The sequence below is a fragment of the Aeromonas sp. R7-1 genome (assembly GCF_040908115.1).
Taxonomy (GTDB): domain Bacteria; phylum Pseudomonadota; class Gammaproteobacteria; order Enterobacterales; family Aeromonadaceae; genus Aeromonas; species Aeromonas caviae.
Window position 1 is genome coordinate 1 of the sequence record NZ_JBFODD010000012.1, and the last position, 12,090, is coordinate 12,090.

Genomic DNA, 12,090 nt, shown 5'->3' on the forward strand with positions numbered 1-12,090 from the left:
CAAGGGGGAGGCAGGGAGGGGGTTAAAAAACAGTCAGGGCTGCCCGCGGGCGGCCCTCTTGAAGGAAACAAAGATGTATACCGAAACCATCAACAAGTGCGCCGCCAACGCGGCCCGCATCAACCGCTTCGAGCGCAGCGACAAGCTCGGCTTCTGGCTCAGCTCCGCCATGGCGGGGGCCTATGTGGGCCTTGGCATCATCCTCATCTTCACCCTGGGCAACCTGGTGGATCCCACTGTGCGACCGCTGGTGATGGGGGCCACCTTCGGCATCGCCCTGACGCTGGTCATCATCGCCGGCTCCGAACTCTACACCGGGCACACCATGTTCCTCACCTTCGGGGTGAAGACCGGCAAGATTTCCATGGGGGATCTGCTGCGCATCCTGCCGCAGACCTGGGCTGGCAACCTGCTCGGCTCCATCGCAGTGGCGCTCATCTACTCCTACGGCGGCAGCCTGCTGCCGGACGCAGGCAGTCTGGCCCACAAGGTGGCGTTGGCCAAGACCCAGGCACCGGCGCTGACCCTGTTTATGAAGGGGATCCTCTGCAACTGGCTGGTCTGCCTCGCCATCTGGATGGCGCTGCGCACCGAGGGTGCCGCCAAGTTCATCGCCATCTGGTGGTGCCTGCTGGCCTTTATCGCCTCCGGCTACGAGCACTCGGTCGCCAACATGACCCTGTTCGCCCTCTCCTGGTTTGGCGCCCACTCGGAGGCCTACACCCTGAACGGCATCGGCCACAACCTGCTGTGGGTGACCCTGGGCAACACCGTCTCCGGCGCCCTCTTTATGGGCCTCGGCTACTGGTATGCCACCCCCAAGGCTGAGCGCCCGGTCGCGGTGAGCGACGCCACCACCACTGCCAGCCAGACCCAAACCGCCTGATCAGGAGGCCCCATGGACTACTTGCCCATCTTTTGCCGACTCGACAACAAACCCGTGCTGCTGGTCGGCGGCGGCGAGGTAGCGGAGCGTAAGGCGCGCCTGCTGCTGGATGCCGGTGCCCAGCTCACAGTAGTAGCGCCCGATCTCGACCCCGAGCTGGCGGAACTGGCTGCCAACGGGACCATCGAGTGGCTGGACGCCGAGTTTGCACCGGCGCACCTGACGGGCAAGTGGCTGGTGGTGGCCGCCACCGATCGGCGCGAGGTGAATGCCCTGGTCTACCAGAGCGCCAATATGGCGCGGATCTTTGCCAACGTGGTGGATGACCCGAAACGCTCCAGCTTCATCATGCCGTCGATCATCGATCGCTCGCCCCTGATGGTGGCCATCTCCTCCGGTGGCAAGGCGCCTGTGCTGGCTCGCTTGCTGCGGGAAAAACTCGAAGCCCTGCTGCCGCAACATCTTGGCGCCGTCGCGGCCTTCGCCGGCAGCCTGCGGGAGCGGGTCAAGGCCCGCTTCGCCACCATGGGGGAGCGGCGCCGCTTCTGGGAACGGCTGCTCGGGGCGGATCGGCTCGGTCAGGCGCTGGCACGGGGCGATAGCGCCTCTGCCAATCAGCTGGCCGACAACCTGTTTGCCGATGAAAGCCAGACCGGTGGCGAAGTGGTGCTGGTGGGGGCTGGCCCCGGCGATCCGGGTCTGCTCACCCTGCACGCCCTGCGCCAGATGCAGCAGGCCGACGTGGTGGTCTATGACCGGCTGGTCTCCGACGAGGTGATGGCACTGGTGCGCCGCGACGCCAAGCGCATCTTCGTCGGCAAGCAGGCGGGCAACCACTGCGTACCGCAGGAGGGGATCAACCAGCTCTTGCTGGAGGAGGCGAAGAAGGGGCAGCGGGTGGTGCGGCTGAAGGGGGGTGACCCCTTTATCTTCGGCCGTGGTGGCGAGGAGCTGGAGACGCTGGTCGGCACAGGCATCGGTTTTCAGGTGGTGCCGGGGATCACCGCTGCCAGCGGCTGCGCGGCCTACGCCGGTATTCCGCTGACCCACCGCGATCACGCCCAGAGCGTGCGTTTCGTCACCGCCCACGGCAAGGGGGGCGCTCAGGATCTCGACTGGCCGCTGCTGGCCAAAGATCGGCAAACGCTGGTCTTCTATATGGGGCTCTCCTCCTGCGCCACCATCCGCGAACAGTTGCTGACCCACGGCAAGGCGGGCAGCACCCCGGTGGCGCTGATCGAGCGAGGCACCCAGCCAAGCCAGCGGGTCATTCGCGGTACCCTCGATCAGTTGCCCGCGCTGGCGGTGGGCGTCGAGAGCCCGGCCCTCATCATGGTGGGTTCGGTGGTGACCCTGGCGGACCAGCTTGCCTGGTTCGAGCAAGGATGCACCGCCAACGCGGCCCTGGCCTCGGCCTGATCGCGGCATCCATTCCAACGCCACCCTCGGGTGGCGTTTCTTTTTCTGCATTTACAGTCATAACCTCTTGTTTTGAGTCTGGTATCCTATGGGGACTGTCCGCCGGATCACCGAATTCAGGAATTCTGCTTCATGTCCCTCCCCCCCAAGAACAGCGCCAAACAGCGTGAACACGACAGAGCCCGCATCCTCACGCTGCTGCTGGCCGATGACGCCCTCACCGAGAGCCTGCTCGACCCGCAAGGGGAGCAGGACGCAGCGCTTCGGGACCAGACCAGCGAGCTGACCCGGCTGGTCAACAGCCTGCCCGCCGCCGATATCGCCGATGCGCTGGAGTCCCTGCCGCCGGACGAGCGCCACGTGCTGTGGCAGCAGGTGGATGCAGACAAGCACGGCCAGATCCTGGTGGAAGCGTCGGAGACGGTGTGGGACAGCCTCATCAGCGGCATGAGCGACAAGGAGCTGCTGCACGCCCTGAGCACCCTCGACATCGACGACCAGATTTACCTGGGCCAGCACCTGCCCCGCAACCTGATGGGGCGGCTGCTCACCTCCATGGCGCCGGTGGACAGGGACAAGGTGCGGGAGGTGATCCGCTACGGCAAGCACACAGTCGGCGCCATGATGGACTTCGAGCTCATCACGGTGCGGCCCGACGTGACCCTGGCCACCGTCCAGCGCTATCTGCGCCTGCGCGGCCAGATCCCAGAGAACACCGACAAGCTGTTTGTCACCGATCGGCGCAACCGGCTGCAGGGGGAGCTGCCCCTCACCGCCGTGCTGCTGCACAAGCCCGAAACCCTGGTGAGCAACGCGATGGAGAAGGATCCGGTCACCTTCGATCCGGAAGACAACGACGAGGCCGCCGCCCGCACCTTCGAGCGGGACGACCTGGTCTCCGCCGCCGTGGTGGATGCCAGGGGCAAGCTGATGGGACGGCTCACCGTCGCCGAGGTGGTGGACCTGGTCTATGAAGAGAGCGACACCGACCTGCGCCGCATGGGGGGGATCAGCGAGGAAGAAGACGTGTTCGCCCCCGTCTCCAAGGCGGTCAAGACCCGCTGGGCCTGGCTCGCCATCAACCTCTGCACCGCCTTCGTGGCGTCGCGGGTGATCGGCCTGTTCGAGCACACCATCTCCCAGCTGGTGGCGCTGGCGGCCCTGATGCCCATCGTCGCCGGGATCGGCGGCAACACCGGCAACCAGACCATCACCATGATAGTGCGGGCGCTGGCGCTGCAGCACATCCAGACAGGCAACGTCTCCTTCCTGCTGTGGCGCGAGCTGGGGGTGGCCCTGATCAACGGCCTGGTGTGGGGCGGCATCATGGGCATCGCCACCTTCCTGCTCTATCAGGATGCGGCGCTGGGGGGCGTGATGACGCTCGCCATGATCCTCAACCTGCTGGTGGCGGCCCTGATGGGGGTCATCATCCCCATGACCATGAGCCGGCTGGGGCGCGACCCGGCGGTGGGGGCCAGCGTGATGATCACCGCCATCACCGACACCGGCGGCTTCTTCATCTTCCTGGGGCTGGCGACCCTGTTCCTGCTCTAGGGCCCGAGGCTGACCGTCTGCGGCGCCTGCCATGACGCGGGGCCGCTTTCGCGCAAAAACGGCATTTCCCGCCACTGGGCAAGGAATAGTCGTTGAAATGCCAACCCCACTCCTTATACTGGATCCACCTGTTTCCAGCGGTGGATCTGACACAATGGAATACAACACTTCAGAACTGTGCGACATCTATCAGGACATGGTGGATGTGCTCGAACCCATGCTCTGCTCCTTCGGCGGCCGCGCCTCTTTCGGCGGCGTTATTACCACGGTCAAGTGCTTTGAATCGAACGGTCTTATCCGTGAACTGGTCAAGGAGAACGGCGTCGGTCGCGTGCTGTTGATCGACGGTGGCGGCTCCATGCGTCGTGCCCTGATCGATAGCGAGATCGCCACCACGGCGGCCGAAAACGAGTGGGAAGGGATCGTCTGCTACGGTTGCGTCCGTGAGGTCGATATCCTGGAAGATCTCGACATCGGTATTCAGGCCCTGGCGGCCATTCCGGTGGGCGCCGACAGCAAGGATATCGGGGAAACCGATCTGCCGGTCAACTTCGGCGGCGTCACCTTCCTGCCGGATGACCACCTCTATGCCGATACCACAGGGGTGATCCTCTCCCCCGATGCCCTCGACATCGAGTAAACAGCGCTGAGTGAAAATGGGAGCCCTGGCTCCCATTTTTTATGCCCGCTGATGGCGGAAAAGACGCAAAAAAGAGGGCCAGTAAACTACTGGCCCCTTAACTGGAAGCAATGTGAGCAATGTCGTGCCTTCACAAGAAGTCCATCACGTTGGAACAAATGAAGTCTTTCCCGGAAAACAAGGTAACAATAATCATTCTCATTTAACTGTGCAAGCCTTATTTGCGAAGATCGCAAAAAAATTGACCACCCATGGGGGTGGTCAATCTCGTCAGGCTTGTCGCGTAGCAGCTTGCAGGCCAGCCAATCCGGCCTCCCCCACCAGCTTGCGGCTGAGATAGCGCAGCAGCACACCGTAAAGCGGCACAAACAACCCAAGACTTATCAGCAACTTGAATACGTAATCCACGGTCGCGATCTCGACCCAGTGCTCGGCCATGAAGGGATCTGTGCTGCGCCAGAAGGCGATGCTGAAGAAGGCGATGGTATCCACCAGATTGCCGAACAGGGTGGAGGCCGCCGGAGCCACCCACCAGGCTTTCAGCAGGCGCAGGCGGTTGAACACCACCACGTCCATGAACTGGCCCACCAGATAGGCCATAAAGCTGGCTAACGCGATCCGGGCAACAAAGAGATTGAACTCTGCCAGATTGCCCACCCCCTGGAAGCTCCCTTCGAAGAAGAGTACCGAGAGCACGTAGGACACGGTCAATGCCGGCAGCATCACGGTCTGGATGATCTTGCGCGCCAGGCCGGCGCCGAAAATCCGCACCGTCAGATCGGTGGCCAGGAAAATGAACGGGAAGCTGAAGGCACCCCAGGTGGTGTGGAAGCCAAAGATGGTGATCGGCAGCTGCACCAGGTAGTTGCTGCTGGCAATGATCAGGATGTGGAACAATGAGAGACGCATCAGTGCCGTCTGGTACTGAGCCGGAGTCAGGTTCATATTGTGACCTTTTTGGTTAATGGGGTTAGGGAACCCATATCGCCACCATGGCGATAATCAAGGGGCGAGATTATACGCCCCCAAATTGATAGTTCAATCTTTATGCGGTTATCTCAAGGGATTGACTCGCATCGCACGCCAAGCTCACTCCCGGGACTGCCGAGCCAGCCAGAGCAGCGCCTCCGCGCCGTCCGGCTGCACCGCCGCCAGCCAGCAGCCACTGTAATGTTCGTACTCGAGCCGAAAGCGGCTGCCTTCAAACTCCAGCAGCCAGCTGTGGCGATCCGCCCCCCACTCCCGCTCGAGTGCCGCCAGCTCCCACTCCTGCAACAGGGCCTCGGCCAGAGTCGGGAAGCTGTCCCAGTCAAGGTCCGGGCAGGTCAGCATCACCACCCCGGCTTCCCTGTCTGTCTGCGTGATACGCCAGTTCATCTGCGGCTCCTCAACTGCTGCACGAGAGCTCGCCCCCGCAATACCAGCCCGGATGCGGGGTGGCGAGATCCTCGTATTCCGGTTGCTCATCATAGGGGTGCTGCAGGGCCACAAACAGCCGCTCGAACGGCGCCATGTCGCCCTGCTCTGCCGCCTCTATTACCTGTTGGGCCAGGGCGTTGCGCAGCACATACTTGGGATTGACTGCGTCCATCTGCCCCTTGCGCACGCCATCCACGCTCCCTTCCCGGGCGAGGCGCGCCCGATAGGCCTCAAGCCACCCCTGCCAGACGGCAGGATCGGGCAGCAGGGCCAGCAGGCGGGCGGGCCAGTCACCCTGAGCGGTCAATTCCCCCAGCCGTCGCAGGAAGAGGTGGTAATCCACCTTGTGCGCCGCCAGCAGCCGGAACAACTCGCGGAACAGCGCCGGATCGTCCTCTTCCCACACCGCCAGCCCCAGCTTGGCGCGCATCAGCTCGGAGTAGTGCAACATCAGCTGGTGCTCGTACTGGGCCAGGGCCGACGCGAGCGCGTCGCCATCCACATGGCCGGCCAGCGCCTGTGCCAGCTTCTGCAGGTTCCAGTAGCCGACCGCAGGCTGCTGATCCAGCGCATAGCGACCGCCCGGATCCGAGTGGTTGCAGACGAAGTCCGGCACATAGGCGTCGATGAAACCGTAGGGGCCGTAATCCAGGGTCAGCCCGAGCAGGGACATGTTGTCGGTGTTCATCACCCCGTGACAGAACCCCGCCGCCTGCCACTTGGCGATGAGCCGCGCGGTGCGGCGCACTACTTCGGCAAACAGCTCGGCGCCATCGGCCAGCTCGGGGAAGTGGTAACGCCGCGCATAGTCGATGAGGGCGGGGATCTTCTCCCCCTGCCCGCTCCAGGCGAAATACTCGAAGTGACCGAAGCGCAGATGGCTCGGCGCGGTGCGCAGCACGGTCGCCCCGCTCTCCACCAGCTCCCGGTAGACAGGCTCGTCACTGCCCAGCAGCACCAGAGCCCGGGTGGTGGGAATGCCGAGGGCATGCAGCGCCTCGGAAGCCAGGTACTCGCGAATGCTGGAGCGCAGCACGGCACGGCCGTCGCCGAAGCGGGAGAATGGCGTCTTGCCTGCCCCTTTCAGGTGCAGGTCCCAGCGGCTGCCATCCGGCGCCAGCTGCTCCCCCAGCAGCAGGGCGCGGCCATCCCCGAGGCGCGGGCTGTAACCACCGAACTGGTGGCCCGCATAGACCTGCGCCACCGGCTGCATGCCCGGCAGGGGCTGCCCCTGGCCGCAACAGGCGAGCCACTGCGCCTCGCTCACCTCCCCGAGCCCCAGCTCACCAAGCAGCGCACGGTTCAGATGCAGCAATCTGGGGCCATGCAGCGGCTGCGGGGCAACGGGCTCGCAAGCCCAGGGGAGTTCGGTGGCAAAAGTGTTGATCAACTTCATGGTGATGAGGGTTGTCCCTGCGTATGCTCGTGTCACTCTTTATACCGCCGTCGGCTCGTCGAGGCTAACAGGCGATCACGATTATTCATTTCAAGGAGAAGACGATGCCAAAGTGGGTCTATACCCTGCCCCTGCTGGCGCTTGCCTGGGGCCATCAGGCCAAGGCGGCCGACATAGACGCAGGCAAGGCCAAATCCGTGGTCTGTGCCGCCTGTCATGGCGCGGATGGCAAGGCGAGCGTCCCGACCTACCCCCACCTCGCGGGCCAGAACCAGGCCTATTTGCTCAAGCAGATGAAAGCATTCAAGGAGGGTTCCCGTACCGAGCCACTGATGGTTCCCTTCATGGCGATGCTGACCGAGGCGGACATGGAGAATCTGGCGGCCTATTACGCCAACCTCAAATAATGCATGGCGCCGACCAACGGGCGCCTTTCCACTGTTTGTTGTGCCAGCCTACCGGCCTGGGCCTGCTGCGGTCGATGACAAGGTCTACCAGGGCCGACCCTACCGGCGGCAGTAGTCGATGATCAGGTCCATAAAGGCCTCACCGAAGCGCTCCAGCTTGCGGTGACCGACACCGTTGACCGCCAGCATTTCCTCCTCGGTCATCGGCATGAGCTGCGCCATCTCCACCAGAGTCGCATCGTTGAACACCACATAAGGCGGCACCTCTTCATCCTCGGCGATCTGCTTGCGCAGGGCGCGCAGCTCCTTGAACAGCCGCTTGTCGTAGTTGGCGTTGTCGAGCAGCCCGTTGCGCTTCTCCTTGCGGCTGGAGATGGGCTGCAGGCGGGGGACTGCCAGTTCCAGCTTCATCTCGCCACGCAGCACGGGTCGAGCCGCTTCGGTCAGCTGCAACACCAGATTGCGGGTGATGTTCTGGGTCAGCAACCCCTTGTGGATCAGCTGGCGGATGACGCTCATCCAGTATTCGTGGCTCTGATCCTTGCCGATGCCGTAGGTCGACAGCTTGTCGTGACCGTGATCCTTGATGCGCTGGTTCAGCGATCCGCGCAGCACCTCCACCACATAACCCACCCCGAAATTCTGTCCCACCCGCCAGACACAGGAGAGCGCCTTCTGGGCGTCTTCGGTGCCGTCATAACTCTGGGGCGGATCGAGGCAGATGTCGCAGTTGCCGCACGGCTTGTCGTTGTACTCGCCGAAGTAGTTGAGCAGCACCTGACGGCGGCAGGTCTGCGCCTCGGCGAAGGCCGCCATCACGTTGAGCTTGTACTGCTCCACCTGCAACTGCTGGGGGTTTTCGATGTTGTCGAGCAGCCGGCGCACCCGACCGATGTCGGCGGGATCGTAGAGCAGCAGCGCCTCGGCCGGAGTGCCGTCACGCCCGGCGCGGCCGGTTTCCTGATAGTAGGATTCGATGTTCTTCGGGATGTCGTAGTGCACCACGAAGCGCACGTTGGGCTTGTCGATGCCCATGCCGAACGCCACCGTCGCCACCACGATCTCGATGTCATCCTTGAGGAAGGCTTCCTGGGTCTGCTGACGCAGCTCCAGCGGCAGACCGGCATGATAGGGTGCCGCCTTGCAGCCGTGGCGGGAGAGCCGCTCGGCCACCTCCTCCACCCGATTGCGGCTGGAGCAGTAGACGATGCCGCAGTTGCCCTTCTGGCTCTGCACGTAGCGCAGCAGCTGCTCCGCCGCCTTGAACTTTTCCACCAGGCTGTAGCGGATATTGGGCCGATCGAAGCTGGCGGTGTGGATGAAGGGATCGTTCAGTTCCAACCGGTGCAGCATGTCGCTGCGGGTCGCCTCGTCGGCGGTGGCGGTGAGCGCCACCACGGGCACCTGGGGGAACCACTGCTTGAGCCGTCCCAGCGCCGCATATTCCGGCCGAAAATCGTGCCCCCACTGGGAGACGCAGTGCGCCTCGTCGATGGCGAACAGGCCGAGCGGCAGCTCCGCCAACCGGTCCATAAACTCGTGCTGCAGCAAACGCTCGGGGGAAACATAAACCAGCTTGATCTCGCCTCGGCGCATGGCGGCAAAGTTCTGGATCATCTCCTCCCGGCTCAGGGCCGAGTTGATATAGACCGCCGCCACGCCGTTGGCACGCAGGGTGTCGACCTGATCCTTCATCAGCGAGATGAGGGGGGAGACCACCACCCCGAGCCCGGGTCGCAGCAGCGCCGGGATCTGGTAGCAGAGCGACTTGCCGCCGCCGGTGGGTTTGAGCACCAGGGCATCGCGCCCCGCCGCTATCTGCTCGATGATCTCGAGCTGGCCCGGCCGAAACTGCTGATAGCCAAACACCGCCTGCAACAGGGCAAGGGGATTCTCTGGCTGAGGGTCAGGCAGGGTTTCGGCAATGACGGTCATGGGCTCTCCTTTGGGGTCGCCATTCTAAAGCAGCCGCCGCCCACAATAAACCTGCCATTGCGAGTGTTAAGGAAGTGTTGCAGACTGGCTGGAGTTTTTACTCGGCTTTAATGACAGGGCGGACTCAAGGAATGAAACAGATGCTCAAGAAGATGGCGCTCAGTGGCATAGCCAACCTGTTCGCCGAAAAAATGCCCTTCAACAAGCTGATCGGCATGCAAGTCACCCACTACGACTTCGACAAGGTGGAGCTGCGCATCAAGATGGAACAGAAGCTCATCGGCAACCCTTTCCACAACATACTGCACGGCGGCGTCACCGCCAGCCTGCTCGATGTGGCGGGCGGCATGATAGTCGCCGCCTCCTGCATCGACGAGTTGGAGGACTTCTCCCCCAGCTATCTCAAGGAGCGCTTCTCGCGACTTGGCACCATCGATCTGCGGGTGGACTATCTTCGTCCCGGTCGCGGCAACGAGTTCATCGCCACCGCCCACATCATCCGGGCAGGCAGCAAGGTCGCAGTCGCCCGCATGGAGCTGCACAACGAAGAGGGCACTCACATCGCCTTCGGCACGGGGACCTACCTCGTCGGCTAATGGTTTTTATTGCATAAAAAGTGCGCTTCTAAGCTGATTTTAATCATTAGAATTCTCACCCCCTCTTCCGCTCAGGGTCCATACTGAAAGTCGGGATTCTGTGCAGAGGGAGGATTGCAGACGATGAGCGCGATACTGGCTACCCAACCATCCAGAGCCTTGCTGACACGACTTGAGGCCATGCGTGAAGAAGTGCAGACCCCAGAGTGCCGTCACTGGTTGGAACAGGAGCTGGAGGGGTATTCTCTCTGTTCACCCCTGCCCTGGTATCGCATCATTGCCTGTCGGCAACGCGGTCACTTCCTGAATCTGAAGACGGGGAAATATCTGACTTGCCATATCGGCAGCCAAACGCTAAGCCAACGCGACCTGGCCCAAGTTCAGTTCATCTATGCCCGTGAACCCGCCGCCCACTATTTACTGCGTCACGATTCCCATATCGAGCCCTGGCCGGAATCACTGCTGGAAGCGTATCGAGAGCAGCTGATCCCTGGTCATCTCTGCCTGCAAGCCTGGCATGAGCCCGTGTCTTCGCTGCGTTCACAACTGATGGAGGGAATAGCACATTTCATTAGTGAGTACCCCAAGCATGCGGCCCTGCAAACCCAACACGGTTTCAAGGCATTGCGGCATCAACACTGGCATATCTGAATGAGCGCCTGGGGCGCAAGGAGGGCACCATCGACAAGACCCATAACGAGATTGTCACAATCTAGAGTGCCGGAGTCAGGATCAGACTCCACCAGTGGGGCCACCGAGCGGTGGCCCTTTTAGTTGGGCAAATGAGGGGGATCGGAGCAGGAGCAGGAGCAGCAATCGGCAATGGAAATGTCAGCTTTGCTTCAACAGACCAAATGCGAAAAGGCCGCTCATTGAGCGGCCTTTTCAAATGTGGTCGGTGTGAGAGGATTCGAACCTCCGACCCCTTCGTCCCGAACGAAGTGCGCTACCAAGCTGCGCTACACACCGATGTCTGCGGGGCGAGAATTTACCGAAAGCCCCGACCCGACACAAGCCTTTTTTTGCATTCACTCTAAAAAAATGGCTTTACGCTCAATAATTCAGCGAGTCGCAGCAAAAATCGCCACAAGGCATCTTTCCGCCTGCCTTCAGCCCTGTCGAGGCAACCTGAACTCGGTCGGCCCCAGCAAACGCCGGCTCCAATCCGCCACCACTCCATGTTCCAGCCAATGAGCCGCATGCTGGCGCCAGTTGGGAGAGAGCGCCGGGTTCTCCAGCAGCAGTTGCAGCTCTTCCTCGTTGCGGGCCTGGTTGAACAGGATGTCGGCGGTGCGCTTCACCGTCAGCTCAGGGTAGGGTCTGTCCACCAGTGTCAGCTCCCCCTGCGGATCCACCCTTCCCTCTTCCAGCACCCGCAGCAGCCAGCCACAGCGGCCACTCAGCTGCATCACCTGGGAGAGCTGGCCATAGCCAAAGCGCTGGTTGAGCTTGAAACAGGGGGATCTGGGCTGGCTTATCTGGATCAGCGCCTCCCCAAGTCGATAGACATCGCCGATGCAGGCCTGCGCCTCGGTCAGCCCCAGACCAGAGAGATTCTCGCCAAAGGCGGCAGGCTGCCAGGGTGTGCGTGGTACAGGCAGTCCCAGCGCGGTTTGCCAGGTTTTCCACCAGGCGTAGTGCTCCGCAGGGTAATGGTGCAGGGCTCGATCCGGGCCGCCATGATGGCGTCTGTCGCTCTGCTCATCCCCGCGAAGGCCGAGGAAATCGCACCACAGAGGGGCGTCGGCAGGCTGCTTGTGGATGGCACTGATGAGGCCGGGGGCCTGCTCTGGGTTCAGTTCGGCGCTCTGGCCGATGAAGAGGGAGATCCGCAT

12 protein-coding genes and 1 tRNA gene are annotated in these 12,090 nt (G+C 62.5%); 7 read left to right on the plus strand and 6 right to left on the minus strand.

Annotated features, from left to right (window positions below):
• The first annotated feature begins 73 nt into the window (after positions 1-73).
• The 4 genes from nirC (at position 74) to rraA (ending at position 4,502) form a co-directional block, all read left to right on the plus strand.
• Positions 74-886, plus strand: coding sequence for a nitrite transporter NirC (gene nirC, locus AB5Y51_RS01285; protein WP_368177932.1), 813 nt, complete (start codon positions 74-76; stop codon positions 884-886).
• Positions 887-898: 12 nt separating this feature from the next.
• The gene (cysG, locus tag AB5Y51_RS01290) at positions 899-2,305 is read left to right on the plus strand and encodes a siroheme synthase CysG (protein ID WP_368177933.1); all 1,407 of its coding nucleotides are present in this window, start codon (positions 899-901) and stop codon (positions 2,303-2,305) included.
• 132 nt (positions 2,306-2,437) lie between these two features.
• A complete protein-coding gene (gene mgtE, locus AB5Y51_RS01295; protein ID WP_223915198.1) occupies positions 2,438-3,862 on the plus strand; it encodes a magnesium transporter in 1,425 nt (474 codons plus the stop codon).
• A gap of 154 nt (positions 3,863-4,016) precedes the next feature.
• Positions 4,017-4,502 (plus strand): ribonuclease E activity regulator RraA, encoded by a 486-nt coding sequence (rraA, locus tag AB5Y51_RS01300; RefSeq protein WP_010676045.1) that lies wholly within the window; start codon positions 4,017-4,019, stop codon positions 4,500-4,502.
• A gap of 270 nt (positions 4,503-4,772) precedes the next feature.
• Here the strand turns inward: rraA and AB5Y51_RS01305 are convergent, their stop codons facing one another.
• The 3 genes from AB5Y51_RS01305 to AB5Y51_RS01315 form a co-directional block, all read right to left on the minus strand.
• The gene (locus AB5Y51_RS01305; RefSeq protein WP_010676046.1) at positions 4,773-5,447 is read right to left on the minus strand and encodes a 7-cyano-7-deazaguanine/7-aminomethyl-7-deazaguanine transporter; all 675 of its coding nucleotides are present in this window, start codon (positions 5,445-5,447) and stop codon (positions 4,773-4,775) included.
• Between the two features lie 144 nt (positions 5,448-5,591).
• Positions 5,592-5,879: a DUF3630 family protein gene (locus tag AB5Y51_RS01310; protein WP_368177934.1), complete on the minus strand. Its 288-nt coding sequence runs from the start codon at positions 5,877-5,879 to the stop codon at positions 5,592-5,594.
• 10 nt (positions 5,880-5,889) lie between these two features.
• Positions 5,890-7,317, minus strand: coding sequence for a YdiU family protein (locus AB5Y51_RS01315; protein WP_368177935.1), 1,428 nt, complete (start codon positions 7,315-7,317; stop codon positions 5,890-5,892).
• A gap of 104 nt (positions 7,318-7,421) precedes the next feature.
• Here AB5Y51_RS01315 and AB5Y51_RS01320 point away from each other — a divergent pair, with 104 nt between their 5' ends.
• Positions 7,422-7,724 (plus strand): cytochrome c, encoded by a 303-nt coding sequence (locus tag AB5Y51_RS01320; protein WP_109422054.1) that lies wholly within the window; start codon positions 7,422-7,424, stop codon positions 7,722-7,724.
• 99 nt (positions 7,725-7,823) lie between these two features.
• Here the strand turns inward: AB5Y51_RS01320 and recQ are convergent, their stop codons facing one another.
• Positions 7,824-9,659, minus strand: coding sequence for an ATP-dependent DNA helicase RecQ (gene recQ, locus AB5Y51_RS01325; protein WP_368177936.1), 1,836 nt, complete (start codon positions 9,657-9,659; stop codon positions 7,824-7,826).
• A gap of 131 nt (positions 9,660-9,790) precedes the next feature.
• On the opposite strand from recQ, the gene AB5Y51_RS01330 reads away from it, so the two are divergent.
• Positions 9,791-10,255, plus strand: coding sequence for a thioesterase family protein (locus AB5Y51_RS01330; protein WP_039039661.1), 465 nt, complete (start codon positions 9,791-9,793; stop codon positions 10,253-10,255).
• A gap of 123 nt (positions 10,256-10,378) precedes the next feature.
• Positions 10,379-10,906, plus strand: coding sequence for a hypothetical protein (locus AB5Y51_RS01335; protein ID WP_010676052.1), 528 nt, complete (start codon positions 10,379-10,381; stop codon positions 10,904-10,906).
• Between the two features lie 241 nt (positions 10,907-11,147).
• On the opposite strand, the gene AB5Y51_RS01340 is transcribed toward AB5Y51_RS01335, so the two are convergent.
• Both AB5Y51_RS01340 and AB5Y51_RS01345 read right to left on the minus strand, forming a co-directional pair.
• Positions 11,148-11,224, minus strand: a tRNA-Pro gene (locus tag AB5Y51_RS01340).
• Between the two features lie 140 nt (positions 11,225-11,364).
• On the minus strand, positions 11,365-12,090 hold the full coding sequence (locus tag AB5Y51_RS01345) for an MOSC domain-containing protein (protein ID WP_161648102.1): 726 nt from the start codon (positions 12,088-12,090) through the stop codon (positions 11,365-11,367).